The sequence below is a fragment of the Acetobacter sp. genome, assembly GCF_022483985.1.
GTDB lineage: Bacteria > Pseudomonadota > Alphaproteobacteria > Acetobacterales > Acetobacteraceae > Acetobacter.
Genome location: NZ_JAKVME010000001.1, coordinates 374739 through 393305 on the forward strand (window position 1 = coordinate 374739; position 18567 = coordinate 393305).

The following is an 18567-nucleotide window of genomic DNA, read 5'->3' on the forward strand; positions in this document are numbered from 1 at the left end:
GACAGGCAGCATGAAACAACGCGGACTTCTCCAAAATGGCGTATTGCCAGTGAAATCCGTCTCGGCACGATGGCAGGTTCTAAAAGCCTATTTTGGTTGGTTGTTCTGATAGAAATATCGACGTGATGATTGGAGTGAGGCTGAAAGGGCAGGGTTTCTAGAACCAGCATCTACTGCCCGCCTTCCATGAAGTTGTGACGTAAATCATTCAGCAGAATGCCAGGCATTTGTAGCTCTGAGAAGTGCAATCGTTTTTATGGCTATAATGAAACGATTGTTGAAAAATGCATGTGGTTGAATGGTGAAGGAAATTTTCGTTCTGTCGAGTAGGAATTTTTACGAAAAATGGTCGGAGGATGAGAAAATATCTCACCCTCCGACCATATAAATTTTTTCAGACTTGTGACGGAATCTTCAATCAATGAGTATCAGTTTTTATTAACTCTATGTTTGAAGGGTCTGCTCACTAGCCTGAATATCTCCATTTAAGCTGGGTATGCTTTAGAAATTGATGGATGTGTTCACGTAATACATGCCGCCAAAATATCCAAAGGCTGAGGACGTGGGATATTTGAAGAGGTTATTGTTCGATGCTGCGGCCGCAGCTTTGACGCGTGTCGGATATTTGTTGCCAAGGTTGTTGGCTCCAATGGCTACGCGCCATATGGGAGTAATCTTGTAGCCAACTTCCATGTTCGTGATGAAGGCCGGATGTATTTTCGTCCAGAGATTGGTGGGGAGGCTGGGGGCCGCGATAAAGACACTGGAACCGTAACGCATTTCTTCCACTGACACAGACCATTTGTCTTTGGTCCAGTTCAGGCTCAGAGTTTCACGATTTTTGGGGCTGGAGTGAATAAGCTCCGCCACGGCGTAAGCGTTATAGGACGAAAGTCCGTTGGCCTGAAGAACGCTCGGTGTGCTGTTATAACTACGAATTTCGTTATCAGAAAAGTTGACGCTGAAGGCAAAACGGAATGTGCCATAGATTCTGGTGCGAAGTGTGTAGTCTGTTGTCAGGTCACCACCCCATGTGTTGGTGTTGACCGGATTTGAGTAGTAGGATGCATAGGTTGCATTGCCCATGCCATACGCACCAAGAGTCTGGGCAACAAAATTACCGCTCAGTGTCGTAGTGCTGGCAAGACGATCGTTAATGGCAATGTAATACAGATTTCCGGTTACATGCCAGTTATCCAGAGGAGTAGCATCGACTCCAACAGTAAAGCTGCGCGAATATTCCCCCTTGAGCTTGCCTGCTCCAAGTGCCTGAGCTGCAGCGTTGTTGTTGGGCAGAGACAGAGTTGAGTAGGTTGCCTGTGGTGAATTGTAGTAATAATAGGTCTGGCCAAGGGTTGGTGGGCGATAGCCTGTGTTGATATTGGCGCGGATGGCCCAACGCTTGTTGAAGTTGTAGCGTGTTCCGATCGAGCCTGTAGAGACGACAGGATAGTTGTGATAGGCGACGGTCCGGCCGCCAATTGTCCACTCCCATTTCGGCGTGACATAAAAGTCCAGGTTGGCGTGGCCATCGAAAACATCGCGTGTGTATTTTCCAGCAACGTAATCAGGGTTGCCGGCATGAGTGGCCGCGCCGGGGGCTGCTGTCTTGCCCGCATTGGGGCCTGTCAGGATTGGCACGCCACCTGATGCATAAGATGCGTATTCACCGGCGCCCAATTGAAAGGTGTCCCGACGATATTCTGCTCCGAACTCCAGTCCCACAGGCTTGGGCAGGAAACCGACATTGATATTGCGTGATGCCTTGAAACCTGCGGTCAACTGGCTGGAAACGGCGGACCCGGTGTGGAAGCGCGTCTGGCTGTCTGTGCCGTAGGAAGCGTTGTCCGTATCTTTCAGGTCGTAGGACTGCATGTCCTTGCCGTAGTTGACGTAAGTGTCCCACGCAAAGCCCAGATTATGACCCTTGAAGCCGTTATCAACTTCAAAATCATTTTCTTCCATCAGATAGTAAGGCTGCATGCCATTAGGCCAAAGGGCGGTGACGGTCAGATCATCCGCCGCAGAGCGGTAAGCCTGACCCACGCTCACGTTGCGATGCCCGTAGGTGGAAGTGGAATACAGGTTGATCGTGTCCGTAACCGGCACGCTCATGTTGGCAGACAGGGTTTCCGTTGTCTTCTTGGGCAGGCCGTTGGAGCGTTGCACGTCACGGCTACGGCTTGAACGTGGGTCTGTGCTGCCATCAGGAAGGGTGTAATACAGGTCATTGGGATAACGGCTGCTGTTCTTGTAGTCGCCATTACGGAAGGCCGGAAGCTGATGAACGATTTCCGCCGCGAGATCCAGATAACCGCCGTGGTGACCGAGGGGAAATGAGATATTCGCAGAGCCGTTGATGCCCTGACCATCTCCGCCATAAAATCCGCTGTTCTTGAAATTGACAGAACCACCGTGTGTGTCTGATTTGAGAACGATATTGACTGCACCAGCAAGGGCGTCCTGTCCGTACAGTGCTGTTGCGCCTTCGGTAATGACCTCCACATGGTCAATGGCGCTCATGGGGATAAGGCCGATGTCCGCTGGTTCCGTGCCCCAGTTTGGACCCGCATTGGCATTGAAGTTTGCGCCAATGTGACGACGGTGATCATTGACCAGAATCAGGGTTTCGTCGGCGGAGAGGCCACGGAGCTGCATGGTTTGCACAAAGGCGTTCCCGCCGATTCCCGGAACCGCCGGGGAAGTGATGGCAGGAGAGAGCTGGGCCAGCGCCTGCATGACATTGCTTTGGCCGGTTGCGGCGAGTTCGGCGCCGCTGATCACCGTGACAGGAGTTGTGCTGTTCACGGGGGTAGAGGGAGATGTTGCGGATTTCCCGATAACACGAGACGCAGCGACCCTGACTTCTTCGTTGGAACGGCTATACAGGTTATGAGGAGAGCTTTTTTTTGAAGCCGTAACGGATGCAGGCTTGGATATTGCCTGGGTAGATGCCAGTTTTGTAGGGTTGTTTGTAACATCCTTGTTTTGGAAGGATGTTTTTCTGATATTTCCCGACGTCGTGGCAGCAGTGGCGTGCTGTGTTGAAAAAACCGAGACAAATACGGCTGTGCTGATCAACAGCTTCTTGTCGATGGGTGAGGTCTTTTGTCGCATCAAATATACTCCATAGCTAAACAAGGGACCACGTAACTGCGACGGGAGAACAACCTAAAACTCATTCAATGAAGAAAAAAAAGAGGTTGGATGCACCGTTACAACAGGAATATTTTAGGAAGTCTGGTCTCGGCAGGAGATCAATCTCTGGCTCTCCATATATACGGGCCGATTCTTCTTTCCGGCAATATCGTTTCGAAATGATAATAATCTGGGTGCGCCAATTCGGAAAACGATATTTTTTGGCCCCAAGAGATTATTTTTTTGTGGCTCGGGGCAGCCATGAGATCAGATGAATGGATGTGAGTAGGAGGTGTATATGAAGAAAATTATATTAAAAATCAATTTATTAAGTGATTTGTATCTGTTCGAAATGCACTTTGTGAGAAAGATTTGGAGATGAGGTCTGTCTGCCTGATTGATAATCAGAATTCTGAATTTTTTTGATGAATCGCGCGGTGTAATTTGCAACTATATTCCGCTTTTCCGGGCGCGTAGACGCCCGGAAAAGGTGATAGATCATTTTGCAAAAAGGCTTTTCAGATCATTGAAAGCCTTGATTTCGATTGCATTTCCAAACGGGTCGTAAAAGAACATTGTCGCCTGCTCTCCAGGTTGTCCCTTGAAGCGGATATAAGGTTCGATAACAAATTTTGTTCCTGCGTCGATCAGTTTTTTGGAAAGGTCTTCCCACTGGGGCATGGTCAGAACGACACCAAAATGCGGAACGGGGACGTCATGGTCGTCCACACCGCTCAGATGAAGCCGGTTCTGAGAGCAATCGGCCATGTGAGCAACAATCTGATGACCGAAGAAATCAAAATCAACCCAATCGGAGGAACTGCGACCTTCTCCGCATCCCATTTTGTCACCGTAGAATGCGCGTGCTTCCGACAGGTTATCCACTGGAAAAGCAAGATGAAAAGGGGGGATAGATCGTGCGGTTGTTTCTTGGGCAGTCATTTTTTCACTCTCCTCATGAAAAACAAACACATAAGGTGGGTGATCTGTTGTGAAAAATGATCTTTTTTAGGGCTAAGAGCAAAAAATACAGACACTGGATGCCTCACTCATGAGGTGGAAAAAAGACGCTACCCAGATATGGGTGGATCATTCTGTTTCTTCTGTATTCTGCAGAAACTCGCAATTGCAGCGAGAAACGCTATGGCTGTAGCCATGCCCAGACAGATCTGTGCGGCGTGGTCTGCGTATAAACGGTAGACAAGTGCGACAGCCGTTGCTCCGAGGGTCTGCCCGGACAGGCGTGACAGAGAAACGACACCGCTTGCGCCGCCTTCACGCCCTTTGGGAGCGGAACTCATGATGATGCGGTTATTGGGAGGTTGAAACAGGCCAGAACCTGTTCCAGCCAGAAAAATACATGAAGCAATGGATAGATTGCCTGCCGTCAGTGGTTGTGTCCACAGGCAGGCAAAGCCACAGGTCATGACCAGTAATCCCAGAGATGCGAGGAACGCACTGGAAAATCGGTCCGCCATTCTGCCGGAAACCGGAGAAGTCAGAACAACACCAATGGGCCATGCGGTGATGAGCAGGCCGGATACGACGGAAGATCGGCCAAAGTCATCCTGCAAGGTGAACGAGATGGAAATCAGGAAAAAATTGGAGGCAATGAAACTGATGATGGCTACCGCGCTCGCCTGTCTCATGGCCGGGAGGGAGAGGAGGTCGGCGGGAAAAAGAGGGGAATCGGCCTTGCTTTGCCGCTTCCAGAGCAAAAAAATGAGTCCGCTGCCTGCACATAATAGCGTGCTGCCAAGCGGCACATGCTGTCCATGCGCACAGATATTTAAACCGATCACCAGAAAACCCAGCGCCGCAACCGTAAGCACCGCATGCGGAAAGTCGAATGTCTGTGTGTGGTGCTGCGTCTTTGGCAGGGCTGATATACCCAGCATCAAGGCAATGCCGCCAAGGGGTATGTTGATCCAGAAAATCCAGTGCCAGTTGGCGAGAGCGAGAATAAAGGCCCCGAGACTTGGTCCCATGGCAACGCCAAGCCCAATCATAAGGCCGTTCACACCGATGCCTTTACCCAACTCTGCAGCAGGATACACCAGACGTACCAGAGCCAGGTTCACGCTCATGATGCAGGCTCCACCTATACCTTGCAGGGCGCGGGCGAACATCATGAATGAAAGGGAAGTGGCTACTGCGCACAAGATGGACGCCAGAAGAAAAACGGCAGTGCCAATCAGGCTCATGCGCGCATACCCAATTCGGGTTCCTAGGGAGGAGAAGGGCAGCAGCGTAATCAGAGAGGCGAACTGATAGGCATTAACAATCCAGATTGACTGCGCCTGTGATATGCCGAGATCATGCGCCATGACCGGCAGAGCAATATTTGCTGAAGAGTAATCCAGAATGGACAGAAGAATGGATAGCGTGATGGCTGTCATGGCCCAGAGACGCATACGCCCGTACAGGCCATCATGGGCGGAGACGAAAGCGGAGGAGTTCATAAATAGCCTGCTTCTGACACGTCAGTCTGAAACTAGATCGTCATCCGTTCAGATTGGATCACGGATACTGCTCTAGTGTGCCAGAACAATATGCTCGGGTTGCGTGCCCGTGAGCGCATCCCGTACCTGATGCGCGCAGATAAGGGCTAATTGTCGCAGGGCTTCCTGTGTTGTGCCGCCAAGATGAGGCGTGACAATGAGTGAGGGAGCCTTGAGCAGGGGAGAGGTTGCGGAGGGAGGCTCCTGCTGAAATACATCCAGTGCGGCGCCATGCAGGCGTCCTTCTTCCAGCGCATGAGCGAGATCCGTGCTTTCCACGGAAAAACCCCGACCTACATTGATGAGAATTGCATCAGGGTGCATCAGCGCCAGTGTGGAGGCGTTAATAATTGGCGTGTCTGTCGCTTTTCCGGAGCGATGATTTGAAACGACATCGGCATTTTTCAGAAGATCTTCCAGATGGTGAACCTGTTCCACATCATGCTCCGTAAAGATGGAGGCGGGCACGCTGGGCGACCATGCAATACAACGCATGCCCAATCCTCTGCCTGCAATGGTGGCGACTTTCTGAGCAATGATGCCAAAGCCGATGAGCCCCAGTGTTTTGCCGTGTAATTCCATTCCGTGCGCAGAGTAACGAAAGCCCCAGTTACCTTCGCGGACAGCCTGATTTGCTTCACAAATGTTTCTGGCGCTTGCGAGCATCAGGCCCACGGTCAGTTCAGCAACCGACTGGCTGTTGGCGCCGGGCGTGTTGGTTACAAGAATGTTCCGTTCACAGGCAGTCGGGACATCAATCCGATTGGTGCCTGCACCGTGACAACTGATAATTTTCAGGTTGGGAGCGGCAAGAATGGCCTGCCTGTCCAGACCCAGATCACGTGTTATGACCGCGTCGGCCGAGCCTATTTCCTCAATAACGGTCCGCATGTCTGGGCGTGAAGCGTAACGTGTTGCAATACCGTGGTTGTTCAGGAAGGTAATAGCGGCTTCATGCACGGGTTGGGTGATAAAACATTCCACCGAAATTGATCCTTTACGCGATCTGAATAATCCTGAAACAGGCAGGATAGTAATGAAAACAGAAGGTTAATCCGGTTGGATACGGAAAACGGGTTGATGATATCCAACCACAGAGTTTACCGGCACAAGACAGAGCAGGACGGTGCCCGAAACGGGTGCATCCAGTGCGAGCCGCAACGGTCCGACATCGACAAACCCCAGAATCGCTCCCTTAGTGATATGGAGCCCTTCCTCCACGACTGCTTCGGAAAAGATTCCCATTTCTGGGCTGAGTGCGTCCACTGTTCTGGCAGCGGACTCTACTGTCGAAACATTATGCAGAACGTCGACAATTTGCAGTGGAGTTAGCTCAAGTTTGAGTTGACCTTCCTCCAGAGGGACATCGCAGGATACAATGCCATGTTCACGCATGCGGGGCACAAGGACTGTCAGAAGATCGATCAACTGAGTGTTGTGATCGGGCATGATCATTTCATGAGCCCTTTATCCAGTGAGTGAACAGTAACCATGCCTTTGAGAAACGATTCCGACTGCAAAACACGCTGTTGTAACGGGATGGTCGTGCAGATGCCGCCAATGCGTGTTTCGGCGAGCGCGGCACGCATACGTTCAATCGCATCTTCTCTTGTAGAGCCGTAAACAATCAATTTTGCGATAAGGGAGTCGTAATAGGGAGGCACCACATAGGATTCATAAATGTGACTGTCCATACGCACACCGGGCCCACCCGCGGGCCACCATTCTGTGATTTTTCCTGGATTTGGCAGGAAAGTATCAGGGTTTTCCGCGTTGATCCGGCATTCTATGGCGTGGCCCATGCATTTCACGTCGGTCTGCGTAAAGGATAAGGGGTGGCCACGAGCGACAGAAATCTGTTCGCGCACAATATCAATGCTGGTTGTCATCTCCGTTACCGGATGTTCAACCTGCAAACGTGTGTTCATTTCAATAAAACAGAACTGCCCATCTTCGTACAGAAATTCGAACGTGCCAGCACCAACATATCCGATCTGCTGGCAGGCATGAGCACATTTGACCCCGAGTGCGGCAATCTCCTGCTCCGGGATGCCGGCTGGAGGAGCCTCTTCCATCAGCTTTTGGTGCCGTCTCTGCACAGAACAGTCACGTGCGCCCAGCCATACGGCATGACCGTGACGGTCTGCCATGACCTGAATTTCAATGTGACGCGGAGATTCCAAAAAACGCTCGGCATAGACATCCTGCTTGCCAAAAGCGAGAAGGCTTTCCTGTCTGGCGTTGGCAACGGCATTGGCGACATCCGTCGCGGACTCCACAATCCGCATGCCCCTGCCACCACCACCCGCAGACGCCTTGACGATCAGAGGGTAGCCAATGGTGTCGCAGATACGCTGTGTGTCCTGCGCTGAGTCAGGTAACGCACCATCAGAACCGGGCAGGCAGGGTACGCCAGCAGCAATCATTTCCTTTTTTGCGCTGATCTTGTCGCCCATAAGGCGCATGACCTGCGCAGTTGGGCCAATAAATATCAGGCCTGCATCTTCCACGGCCTCTGCGAAATCAGGATTTTCGGACAGAAAACCGTATCCGGGATGCACCATGTCTGCCTGACACAACCGGGCGGCCCGCAGGATACGCTCCTGATCAAGGTAGCTCTGTGCAGCGCTGGCAGGGCCAATGCACACTTTGGCATCCACATGGTCCAGATGGGCGAGATCCGCATCCGCTTCGGAATAGATACCGATGGTTTCCAGCCCCATCAGGCGACAGGCGCGAACAATACGTAGAGCTATTTCACCCCTGTTGGCGATCAGAACACGCAATGGCTTAGTCATCCAGTTTCTCCACGCTAAAAAGCGGCGTACCCGGCTCTACCATCGTGGCGTTCTTGACCAGAACCGAGAGAATGCGGCAGCGATAGTCAGCCTCCAGCAAGGTCAATGTTTTCATGGCTTCAAGAATGCCAATTGTCTGTCCTTCCTCCACGACATCACCGGGCTGAACGTAAGATTCTTCGCCGGGAGAGGGAGCGGCGTAGAACACCCCGTGCATGGAAGCCTCAAGCTGGCTGGCTGCAAGAGGTGCTGGAGCGGGCGGGGCGAGGATGGCTGCGCCTCTGGACTGCGCGGGCTGTTCCGTCTGTGCGGTTTCTGGCCCGCGCAGAACAATCCGTTTGCCGTCCGGGGTCGTATAGTCCAGCAGGCGCACGCCCAGTTGTTGCATGCAGGACATGAGAGCGCACAACTGCTCCATGTCCATTGTGCCAGAAAAAGACGGTATTTTTTTCATATGAAAGCCTTGAGAGCTATACCGGCATCCTCCAGACGGGCTCTTACGGTGCGTGCAATGGCAACGGATTCAGCGTTATCTCCATGGACACAGATGGTATCCATCTGGGTTGGCAGCATTTTGCCGGAACGTGTTTCAATAGCGCCTGCCTTGACCATGCGTATGACTCTTTCAGAGACGAAATCCACATCATGCAACACGGCGCCCGGTTCCTTGCGGGAGACGAGGTGTCCGTCCTCGGTATAGGCCCGGTCGGCGAAGATTTCAGTGTAGACGGTCATGCCTCGTTCACGTCCAAGCCGTTCCAGTTCACCAAACGCACCGGCAACAAGAGCGAGGGAAGGGTCTACAGCCTGCATGGCGTTCAGGACGGCATTTGCAACATCAGCGTCCCGTTCTGTCAGATTGCCGAGCGCGCCATGTGTCTTGACGTAGGCTATAGGGTGGCCAGCATAGGTGGCCATGGCCTGAGCCGCTCCAATCTGATAGGCGATCAGGCGTTCTGTCTCTTCTGGAGAAAAAGGGATCAGCCTGCGACCGAAACCCCATAGGTCAGGGTAGCCGGGATGCGCGCCGACAGCGACATTTTTTTCGCGGGCAATCTGGAATGTCTGCGCCATGACTTCAGGGTCTCCTCCATGAAAACCACAGGCGACGTTTGCTGAAGTGACAATATCCAGCATCGCCGTATCATCGCCGATCTTGTAGTGACCGAAGCTTTCGCCAAGATCGGCGTTCATGTCGATTGTTGTTTTTGTCATGGCGTCTTCTCCAGAAAAGAAACTATTTTGTTAGAATATGGGATTTTGCAGTATCAACCTGTTCTGCCATCTGTCGCAGATATTGGCGATGCGCCCTGAGTCGGGCAAGCGCCTGTTCATGGTCGATCATACGAAATCTGATCCAGCCTCCCGGAGGCATCTGGGATAGAAAACTCAGGTCAGGTTCGGAAACAATACCTATCTTTGGATATCCTCCGCAGGTGTTGGCATCCGCCATCTGGATGATGGGCTGACCTGATGGAGGCACCTGTATCGTTCCGGGCAGAAGTCCGTGTGACAGAAGGCTGAGGGGGTTCCGGGTCTGGAGGGCGGAGTCTCCTTCAAGCCGGAATCCAACCCGATTGGTCTGTGTGGTGATTCGCCACGGCTGCTGTACCAGACAAGCCTGTGCCTGTTCCGTAAATTCTTCGTATTCGGCTGCGGGCAGAACATGCAGTTCCACGCCATCCTTATCAGGCATGGGGGGATGGGCTGCCAGTCCCAGTCCATTGACGGGTACCGGGAGACTGGCTGTTGTTGTGCCGCAGGACAGAAGGTCGCCTTTTTGCAGGCCACGCCCTTCGAAACCGCCAAAGCTGCCTTTGATGTCTGTTGAGCGACCGCCGAGTAAGGTGGGTACATCCACTCCTCCGGCAACCGTCAGGTAGGATCGCATTCCTTTTTTGGGAGCTTCCAGGGCCAGTGTCTGACCAGCGCGTGCTTTCATGCTCCAGCAGGCAGGCAGAGGCATTGCATCCAGTTGGACCTTGGCGGGCGCTCCGGTAATGGCAAATACGCAGTCCTGACGGAATCTGATTCTGAAAGGAAAAAACACAATCTCAAGACCGGCTGCATCCGGTTTGTTCCCGACAAGAATATTTCCCAGAATAAAGGCGGTGCGGTCCATGACGCCACCACAGGACACCCCAAAAGGCAAGCTTCCGGCGCGACCAAGATCCTGCACGGTATTCAGGGGGGCATTCGTGAGAATTTCAAGCATCATGCGCTCACAAAACGGACAATATCGCCAGCTCTCAGCAGGCAGGGATCATCTTCCGTTACGTCGAAAAGATCAGGGCAGTGAGCTTTACCCAGAATATGCCAGCCTGACGGTCCCTTGCTGGGCGTTACCGCAGTGAAACCACCGCCAAGACAAACGGATTTCTGTTCCACACTAACACGAGGGGTGTTTCTGCGGGGGATGGCCAACGGTTTCGGCACTCCGGTCAGATAACCGAAACCGGGAGAGAAGCCGACCATGGCAACCCGATAGGTTGCGCCCGTGTGAAGGGCCACAATTTCACGTTCGGACAGCCCTGCCGTCTCGGCTACAAAGGGAAGGTCCTCTCCATCTGGTCCACCGTAAGTCACAGAAATAACCAGCTCTCGCGGAGTGATGTGGGCTGATCCTGCCTGTTCCCATGCGGTATGCAATATCTGGCGTATGTCGGCGGCTTCATGTTTTTCGCAGTCAAACGTGGCCAGAAGATTGTTTGCTCCGAGAATGACTGTCTGAATTTCGGTTTTCTTTTTCAGGATATTTTCCAGACTCCATATCCGGGTCTGTATATCGTCAAGGAATGGCCCCTCGGACATGTCCAACAGGAAAGCCTCCACGCCCGCATAACTGATACGCATGACAAATTATCCGTTTGCAACAGTGTCGAGTTTTATGGGAATGCGGGGGAAAGTCAGAATCGCTCCAGCCCCAGCCAGAACAATGGCTGCGACCATGTAGAATACGTATTCAAAACTTCCTGTAAATTCAAGAATATATCCGGTGATAACCGGCGCGAGGATGCCGGTGCCGTTGCTGAAGGTCAGCACAAGCCCATTGGCTGCCCCCAAAGCGTCATGCTCGACCAGCAGGTCGGCCAATAGAGCCATGTTTGCGCCGCTGCCAGCGGTTACAAACCCCATGCTCAGGATAAGGCAGACCATCGACAGAGGAACCGAATGGATGAATGGCAGAATGCCGAGCACGGAGACCATGGAAAGGTAGAGTGCGACAATACGTTTCCGACCAGAGCGTGTGTTTGCGTGGGTGCTGTGCAGGCTTTCTCCTATCCGGCCCGCAACAAGTGAAATAATGACAGCGCCCGCGTAACAGTAGGCAGTATAAACGCTTGCATCAAAAACCGAGAGATTCATCCTCTGTTTGAGAATAACAGGCAGCCACGACATCATGAGGAAATTGGCATAATTGACGCAGCATTGTGCGATAACCACGCCCCAGAACGAGCGGGATGCAAAAAATGGCCTGAGTGAAAAACGCGTTTTTTTAATGGATTTTTCAGTTGCTTTCGTTCGTGGGGGGTAGAGGAAATACCATAGAAGACACCACAGAAATCCCACCAAGCTCAGAATGATGAATGTCATGCGCCAGCCATGCTGCGCCACCATGTAGCCCGCAACAAGGGCGCCAGATGCCAGACCAATTGAAATGCCACTGGTGAACAGGGTCATCATCAGCCCCCGTTGATGGGGAGACGACCACAGGCGCATGACCTTGGCCCCCAAGGCAAAAGTTGGTGCTTCTCCTACCCCGAGCACAACGCGGGAAAGCAGAAAGGCAGGCAGCGTCATGGCCAGACTGCCCTGCACCATCGCCGCGGACCATACTGCCACGGCCAGAATGCCAACAAGCCGTGGACCGAGTCTGTCCAGAAGGATGGAAGAGGGCAGATTCAGGAAAAAATAGGACCAGAGAAAACTCGACAGAACCCATCCTGCCTGACTGGGGCTTAGACCAAAATCTTTTACAATGTCAGGTAATGCAACAGAAAGGGCGGCTCTGTCTCCATAACAGATGACACACATCATGACTGTGGCGGCACAGACGGCAACCCGCCTCCATGTTGTTCCGGCCACTCCGCTCGATAGAGAAGAGGATAGATGCACGTCCTGATTTTTTTCCTGCGTCAAAATTCAGACAATCATGCTGGAAGAATTGAACGGGGCACGGGCATGACATCAAGGTTGCGTGGCATCGTTATCTCTCCGTACACACATGGGCTTCACAGTTTTTTCGGTGGTATTGAGGTTTTCAACTTCCCTTTTCAGAAAAAGAAGTTTTTGTCCTCGTCACCCGCAAAAAGAGCTTGTCTTCCATTTAATTTCGATTATAGAACAAAAAAGAGCAACAAAAATATCGATAATTTTTGCCTCTGAGGCACAAAAAAAGTGTTGTATGATGATAACGGAACTGCGCACCTTTCTCGTTGCCGCCCAACTCGAAAGCTTTGCCGCCACGGCTGAAAAAGTGGGGCTGACCCAGTCGGCTGTCAGTGCGCAGATCAAACGTCTGGAGATGGAGTTCGGTTATGCCCTGTTTGAACGGACTGGCCGGGCGGTCAGTCTGAGCAAGGCAGGTCTGATTGCCGTTGATCGTGCTGCCGAGATTGTTACGCTTTTTGATCGTATGCGTGATATTCCAAGAGATAACACCATTAGCGGTACCATCAAGGTTGGAGTCATCTCTACGGCCTACTCGGCGCTTCTGGCGCCTGCCATGGCCGAGTTCCTGAAAATTTATGCTGATGTCCTGCTTTCAGTCAGTGTCGACGTGTCTCTTGCGCTGCTTCAGAAACTGGAGGCCAAGGAACTCGATATGGCGATTATGGTCAAGCCGCCATTCAGTCTTATTCCTCATATGGAATGGGTGCCACTTGTGACCCAGAACTACGTGATGGTGATGCATGAAAGCATTGAGGTGCAGGACTGGAAGTCCATCCTCAATCAGCATCCGTTCATCCGTTATGACAGTCGTTCATTTGGTGGCAGCAGTATCAGTAGTTTTTTGAAAATGCATAGTATGACGCCGCATGATATTACCGAGACGGAGGAAATCAGCCTTATTCTGGATATGGTCTCCAAGAATATCGGGATTGCCATTATTCCTTCATGTCAGGAAATCAATAAATACGAAAACATTAAATGTATAGACATACCAGAATTTTCTCAGAAACGAGAAATAGGCGTTATGGCCTTCAATAGCAGAAGAAAGATATCGGTTGGAAAGTTTATTACGTTTCTTTCCGGTCAATGTAGTTGATTTTCGTCAATTTACCCTGATACCCCAAGCGAAGAGTTCCCGAAGCATGAGTGTAACCTTATTTCATCAGGCATTCGGACAGGCGCTTTTCGAAGCCCTGCACGCAATGAGTTTTGACGGGCTGGGCATGACGCGTCCTTCCTTCAGCGAGAAGGAAAATGAAGCGCACGAGATGCTTTGTGTGATCGCACGCGAACATGGACTGGAAATTCGACGGGACTGGGCCTGTAACCTGTATCTGACGCTTCCAGGTCGTGACCGGAGCAAGCCTGCCGTCATGACTGGTTCTCACATGGACACGGTCCCTTCGGGCGGTAATTACGATGGCGCTGCGGGCGTCGTGGCCGGTCTGTCCGTCCTGTGCCGTTGGGTGAGGGACGGATTTACGCCTGAACGGGATGTCACCGTCATGGCGACCCGTGCGGAAGAGAGTGTCTGGTTCCCTGTGTCCTATATCGGCAGCAGGACAGCTTTCGATTTGCTGACAGAAAAGGACCTTCAGGCCAGACGCTCCGATACAGGCCGAAGCTTGGCGGAGCATATGGCGGAATGCGGCGGGGAACCGCAATGGCCACATGCGGGTATTCTGCAACCCGAAAAAATAGACTGTTTTGTTGAGTTGCATATAGAGCAAGGCCCTGTTCTGCCCAGTAATAATGCCGTTATCGGCGTGGTGTCAGGAATTTGTGGCAGCATGCGTTATCGCCATGCCAGTATACTGGGGCAGTACGCTCATTCGGGGGCGACACCCCGCCAGTTCAGGGCCGATACGGTGGTGGCTATGGCGGATCTTGTGACTACGCTACAGGCATACTGGGAGCAGATGGAGAGTAATGGCAAGGCCATGACTCTGACCTTCGGTGTCTGTCATACCGATGCACAGCAGGCCAATTTTAGCGCTGTTGCGGGCAAGGTTTCGTTCTCGCTTGACGTCAGATCACAGGATACGGATCTGCTGGGCGAAGTCGATCGGCATATTCAGCAGGTCGTGCAGGATGTGGGCACGCGCCATAATGTAAAAATTGATCTGGGCGAGCGCACAGGCAGTGCCCCGGCGCTCATGGATGCAACGCTCCAGAGTCTGGCGTTTGATGTGAGCCGGGAGCTGAAGATTCCCGCGATCAGCATGGCAAGTGGTGCAGGACACGATGCCGCAACCTTCGCCAACCGCGACATTCCAACGGAAATGCTGTTTGTCCGGAATGAAAATGGCAGCCACAATCCCTACGAACATCTCGAAATGACCGATTTTGCTGCTGCGACTTCCGTTCTGGATGGCGTTCTTAAACTTCGTGCGGAAAGGATCTGATTGATGCGTTTGGCTCTGACCGGAGATTCCATTCTCTTTCGTCGTCTGAACAGCCAGCGGGATGCCGCCATTGCTCCTCTGTTTGATCTGATCCGCGAATGTGATATCAGTTTTACAAATCTTGAGTTTGTAGCAAATGATTTTGAAGGTGATCCGGCGCTGGATCATGGCGGCACGCATTTCGGGGCCCCGTGCTGGGTGCTGGATGAACTGAATGACGCCGGATTCAATCTGTACGCCGCAGCAACCAACCACAGTCTTGATTACAGCATATCCGGCCTGCGTAAGATGATGCAGGCTCTGGATGAGCGGGAGATGGTCTACGCGGGTGTTGGCGTCAACCTTGAGGAGGCGCGCAGGCCCGCATATACCACAACACCGGCGGGAACGGTGGCGCTGGTATCCTGCACTTCCACTTTTGCGCGTGGGCAGGAAGCCGCCGCCCAGACAGGCCTCATGGCGGGGCGGCCGGGCGTCAATCCGCTGCACTTCAGCAAAACGTATCAGGTCACACCGGAAGAAATCGCGCAATTGCGCGGCATTTATGAGCGTCTGGGCTTGCAGGATATTCTGGATGAGAAAATCCGGCAGGGTTTCTCCTTCCACCCTCCCAAGGGCACATTACCCTTTGATGGGCTTCAATTTACAACTGGCGACCAGACCCGTGTGCAGACCCGCGCGAACCAGCAGGATCTTGCCGATATTGTAAAATGGATTGAAGAAGCAAAGCTTGTTTCTGATGTGGTTGTCGTCAGCATTCACGCGCATGAGAGTGATTACAACGCACAGGGAACTCCGGATATCGAAGTCCCGGCTGCTTTTCTGCGTGAATTCACGCACACAGTCGTCGATGCCGGAGCATCGGTTGTTGTCTGTCACGGCCCGCATTTGCTGCGAGGGATCGAGATTTACAAAAATACCCCGATCTTTCACGGAATGGGAAATTTTATCGGACAGAATGAACTGGTGTCCCGTCTGCCGATGGATTCATACAGTGCTTTTCGTTACACACCGGATATGACGCCGCACCGGCTTTATAAGGGGCGGAGCGAGAATGATACGAAAGGCTTTCCGTCGGATCAGAGATTTTGGGATAGCATGCTTCCTGTCTGCCATTTTGAAGAGGGTGTTCTTAAAGCGGTGGATGTTCATCCTGTGACGCTCGGACTGGGGCTTTCTGCGCATAAACGCGGCGTGCCTTATCTGGCGAAAGATGCCGACAGCCATCGTGTTCGGGAGAAAATCAAGGATTTGTCCGCGCCTTATGGTACATCCTTCGGTGTGGGCGATGGCTATATGACGCTCAGATTCGACCAGTGAGCAGGCATGGAAATTTCTGTAAACAGTAGCAGGGCGATGCCGCTCTAACTCTTTGTTTGTCGAGCAACTTTATCCGATCAGACAACCGCATCTGCCCGGATGTTGCTCTAACCAGACCAGTGTTTCACAGGACCGCAGCTATACCTGACGCATGTGGTCCTTGTTCTGGTTGGTGCGCGTATTTCTGCATGTGTTTTTTCTCTGGTTCCGGAGTATTGCCTATGACTGAGAAAGCATCTTTCCTGTTTCCTCCTACGATTTCAGCACTGCCAATCGAGGGGCTGGACGTAAAATTTCCGGTCGGACGGATCTGGTGTGTTGGACGCAACTACGCGGAGCACAGCCGGGAAATGAGGAGCGACCCCGAGCGAAACCCGCCGTTCTTTTTTACAAAACCGTCTGACAACATAAGCACTCTTTCTGTGCTGCCGTTCCCGCCGCAAACACAGAAACTCCATTATGAGGTGGAACTGGTGGTGGCGCTCAATGCTGGCGGCACCAATCTGTCGCCGGAAGAAAGTCGCAGGCTGATCTATGGTTACGCCGTGGGTCTGGATATGACCCGACGAGACATGCAGGAGGCGGCCAAAAACAACCGGCATCCGTGGAGCCTGTCCAAGGGATTCGATAACGCCTGTCCCATTTCCGCTATTCGTCCGGCCAGTCTGGTAGGTGAGGTGGAACAGAGTCTTCTCACCCTGACGGTCAATGGCGACATCCGGCAATCCGGGCGAATAAGCGATATGATCTGGTCGATACCGGACATGATCTCTGTGCTGTCGTATAGTGTTACACTGCGTGCGGGTGACCTTATCATGACAGGCACACCAGCGGGTGTCGGTCAGGTCAATGTTCATGATATTCTGGAAGCCAGATGCGAAAATGTTGGTGAACTGACAGTCAGTTATGAATGACGATCGGGTGGTGGAGTGAATTGGACTACCATCAGCAGATAATATCGAGGGGGGCTATAAAATCATTTCCCGGATTTTGAATTGATTGTTTGTTTTGCAATGTATCAGTTGATTTTTATCAATTGATACGATTGGATAATTTGACGGAAAAATCATCAGCCTCCCTTGCGATGGTCCCCCAAGCGCTGCTTATCTCCTGCGGGAACTCATCCGGACAGGAGACAGCAACGTGAAACAACGCGAACTTGGCCGAACCGGCATCCTTGTCAGTGAAATCTGTCTCGGCACGATGACATTCGGTCAGCAGAACACGGAAGCGGAAGGTCATGCCCAGCTTGATCTTGCGATCGACAGAGGCATCAACTTCATTGATACGGCAGAGCTGTATTCCATTCCCCCGAGAGCCGAGACTTTTGGTGCGACGGAACGGATTGTAGGAAGCTGGCTGGCCAAAACCGGACGTCGTGACCAGATCATTCTTGCCACCAAGGTCGTGGGTCGCAGTCCGATGGAATGGTTTCGTCCCGGCGGCGAGGAAACCCGTCTCTCACCGCGTCAGATCCGTTATGCGCTGGAAGGCTCTCTGAAGCGGCTGGGTACGGACTATGTGGACCTCTACCAGCTTCACTGGCCGGATCGTCGGGTCAATCTGTTCGGAGCCGGAGGCACGACATTCGAAAAACCGTCTGCTGATGATGAAGTGCCGTTTGAGGAAACGCTGGGGGTGCTGGGCGACCTCGTGACGGAAGGCAAAATCCGGCATGTCGGGCTGTCCAATGAAACCTCGTGGGGCGTTGCGAAATGTCTGGAAGCATCCCGTCAGGGGGCGCCGCGTGTGGTGTCGATCCAGAATGCCTATAATCTGATCAACCGGACATTCGAACTGGGGCTCGCCGAATTCGCCCTGCGCGAACAGGTTGGGCTGCTGGCATATTCCCCTCTGGCTCAGGGTTATCTGACAGGAAAATACCTGGACGGCGCACGGCCAGCCGGCGCACGCACCACCCTGTTCAACCGTGGACAGCGCTACGAAAAGCCGGGCGTGGATGACGCCATTCGGGCCTACCTCGTTCTGGCGCGGGAATTCGGGATCGATCCGGTGCAGCTTGCAGTGGCGTTTGTGACGTCACGATCCTTTGTCACCTCCAATATCATCGGCGCAACCAGCATCGCCCAGTTGCAGACGATTCTCGGGTCTGTGGATGTCGAGATTGCGCCAGAACTGGAAAGCCGGATCAACGACATTCATCAGGTCCACAACAACCCGGCTCCCTGATCTGCTAACTGAAGGGGTGTCTTCCGGCGGCGGCTGGCCTAA

16 protein-coding genes are annotated in these 18567 nt (G+C 52.6%); 5 read left to right on the plus strand and 11 right to left on the minus strand.

All coding sequences use genetic code 11. The annotated features are described in order from the left end of the window. Nucleotides 1-501: 501 nt before the first annotated feature. From LKE90_RS01685 to LKE90_RS01735, 11 genes are all read right to left on the minus strand, one after another. On the minus strand, nt 502-3117 hold the full coding sequence (locus LKE90_RS01685; protein ID WP_407066030.1) for a TonB-dependent receptor plug domain-containing protein: 2616 nt from the start codon (nt 3115-3117) through the stop codon (nt 502-504). 519 nt (nt 3118-3636) lie between these two features. Then, nucleotides 3637-4080, minus strand: coding sequence for a VOC family protein (locus LKE90_RS01690; RefSeq protein ID WP_291491104.1), 444 nt, complete (start codon nt 4078-4080; stop codon nt 3637-3639). A 128-nt stretch (nt 4081-4208) separates the two neighbouring features. Then, nucleotides 4209-5600, minus strand: a complete 1392-nt coding sequence (locus LKE90_RS01695; RefSeq protein ID WP_291491105.1) for an MFS transporter — start codon at nt 5598-5600, stop codon at nt 4209-4211. 72 nt (nt 5601-5672) lie between these two features. Next, nucleotides 5673-6623, minus strand: coding sequence for a hydroxyacid dehydrogenase (locus tag LKE90_RS01700; protein WP_291491106.1), 951 nt, complete (start codon nt 6621-6623; stop codon nt 5673-5675). A 66-nt stretch (nt 6624-6689) separates the two neighbouring features. Next, a complete protein-coding gene (locus LKE90_RS01705; RefSeq protein WP_291491107.1) occupies nt 6690-7088 on the minus strand; it encodes a hypothetical protein in 399 nt (132 codons plus the stop codon). Nucleotides 7089-7090: 2 nt separating this feature from the next. Continuing rightward, the gene (gene accC, locus LKE90_RS01710) at nt 7091-8437 is read right to left on the minus strand and encodes an acetyl-CoA carboxylase biotin carboxylase subunit (RefSeq protein ID WP_291491108.1); all 1347 of its coding nucleotides are present in this window, start codon (nt 8435-8437) and stop codon (nt 7091-7093) included. After that, a complete protein-coding gene (locus LKE90_RS01715) occupies nt 8430-8891 on the minus strand; it encodes an acetyl-CoA carboxylase biotin carboxyl carrier protein (protein WP_291491109.1) in 462 nt (153 codons plus the stop codon). Before LKE90_RS01715 ends, accC begins: the two co-directional genes overlap by 8 nt. Next, nucleotides 8888-9652, minus strand: a complete 765-nt coding sequence (locus LKE90_RS01720) for a LamB/YcsF family protein (protein WP_291491110.1) — start codon at nt 9650-9652, stop codon at nt 8888-8890. The genes LKE90_RS01715 and LKE90_RS01720 overlap by 4 nt, the downstream gene beginning before the upstream one ends. A 22-nt stretch (nt 9653-9674) precedes the next feature. After that, on the minus strand, nt 9675-10655 hold the full coding sequence (locus LKE90_RS01725) for a biotin-dependent carboxyltransferase family protein (protein ID WP_291491111.1): 981 nt from the start codon (nt 10653-10655) through the stop codon (nt 9675-9677). Then, on the minus strand, nt 10652-11290 hold the full coding sequence (pxpB, locus tag LKE90_RS01730) for a 5-oxoprolinase subunit PxpB (RefSeq protein WP_291491112.1): 639 nt from the start codon (nt 11288-11290) through the stop codon (nt 10652-10654). The genes LKE90_RS01725 and pxpB overlap by 4 nt, the downstream gene beginning before the upstream one ends. 6 nt (nt 11291-11296) lie before the next feature. Next, on the minus strand, nt 11297-12475 hold the full coding sequence (locus LKE90_RS01735; protein ID WP_407066037.1) for an MFS transporter: 1179 nt from the start codon (nt 12473-12475) through the stop codon (nt 11297-11299). A 367-nt stretch (nt 12476-12842) separates the two neighbouring features. On the opposite strand from LKE90_RS01735, the gene LKE90_RS01740 reads away from it, so the two are divergent. The 5 genes from LKE90_RS01740 to LKE90_RS01760 all read left to right on the plus strand — a co-directional run bounded on the left by LKE90_RS01740 (nt 12843) and on the right by LKE90_RS01760 (nt 18525). Next, nucleotides 12843-13706: a LysR family transcriptional regulator gene (locus LKE90_RS01740; RefSeq protein WP_291501388.1), complete on the plus strand. Its 864-nt coding sequence runs from the start codon at nt 12843-12845 to the stop codon at nt 13704-13706. A 46-nt stretch (nt 13707-13752) separates the two neighbouring features. Then, entirely contained in the window at nt 13753-15015 is a 1263-nt protein-coding gene (locus LKE90_RS01745; RefSeq protein ID WP_291491115.1) for a Zn-dependent hydrolase, read from the plus strand. A 3-nt stretch (nt 15016-15018) separates the two neighbouring features. Further along, a complete protein-coding gene (locus tag LKE90_RS01750; RefSeq protein ID WP_291491116.1) occupies nt 15019-16335 on the plus strand; it encodes a CapA family protein in 1317 nt (438 codons plus the stop codon). Nucleotides 16336-16556: 221 nt separating this feature from the next. Beyond that, nucleotides 16557-17249: a fumarylacetoacetate hydrolase family protein gene (locus tag LKE90_RS01755; protein WP_291491117.1), complete on the plus strand. Its 693-nt coding sequence runs from the start codon at nt 16557-16559 to the stop codon at nt 17247-17249. A gap of 229 nt (nt 17250-17478) precedes the next feature. Then, nucleotides 17479-18525, plus strand: a complete 1047-nt coding sequence (locus LKE90_RS01760; RefSeq protein WP_291491118.1) for an aldo/keto reductase — start codon at nt 17479-17481, stop codon at nt 18523-18525. The last annotated feature ends 42 nt before the right edge of the window (nt 18526-18567 follow it).

Bases quoted from the DNA above. Each gene is read 5' to 3' on its own strand.
- LKE90_RS01685 (WP_407066030.1), bottom strand. From the start codon at position 3,117: ATGCGACAAAAGACCTCACCCATCGACAAGAAGCTGTTGATCAGCACA.
- LKE90_RS01690 (WP_291491104.1), bottom strand. From the start codon at position 4,080: ATGACTGCCCAAGAAACAACCGCACGATCTATCCCCCCTTTTCATCTT.
- LKE90_RS01695 (WP_291491105.1), bottom strand. From the start codon at position 5,600: ATGAACTCCTCCGCTTTCGTCTCCGCCCATGATGGCCTGTACGGGCGT.
- LKE90_RS01705 (WP_291491107.1), bottom strand. From the start codon at position 7,088: ATGCCCGATCACAACACTCAGTTGATCGATCTTCTGACAGTCCTTGTG.
- accC (WP_291491108.1), bottom strand. From the start codon at position 8,437: ATGACTAAGCCATTGCGTGTTCTGATCGCCAACAGGGGTGAAATAGCT.
- LKE90_RS01715 (WP_291491109.1), bottom strand. From the start codon at position 8,891: ATGAAAAAAATACCGTCTTTTTCTGGCACAATGGACATGGAGCAGTTG.
- LKE90_RS01720 (WP_291491110.1), bottom strand. From the start codon at position 9,652: ATGACAAAAACAACAATCGACATGAACGCCGATCTTGGCGAAAGCTTC.
- LKE90_RS01725 (WP_291491111.1), bottom strand. From the start codon at position 10,655: ATGATGCTTGAAATTCTCACGAATGCCCCCCTGAATACCGTGCAGGAT.
- pxpB (WP_291491112.1), bottom strand. From the start codon at position 11,290: ATGCGTATCAGTTATGCGGGCGTGGAGGCTTTCCTGTTGGACATGTCC.
- LKE90_RS01735 (WP_407066037.1), bottom strand. From the start codon at position 12,475: ATGATGTGTGTCATCTGTTATGGAGACAGAGCCGCCCTTTCTGTTGCA.
- LKE90_RS01740 (WP_291501388.1), top strand. From the start codon at position 12,843: ATGATGATAACGGAACTGCGCACCTTTCTCGTTGCCGCCCAACTCGAA.
- LKE90_RS01745 (WP_291491115.1), top strand. From the start codon at position 13,753: ATGAGTGTAACCTTATTTCATCAGGCATTCGGACAGGCGCTTTTCGAA.
- LKE90_RS01750 (WP_291491116.1), top strand. From the start codon at position 15,019: ATGCGTTTGGCTCTGACCGGAGATTCCATTCTCTTTCGTCGTCTGAAC.
- LKE90_RS01755 (WP_291491117.1), top strand. From the start codon at position 16,557: ATGACTGAGAAAGCATCTTTCCTGTTTCCTCCTACGATTTCAGCACTG.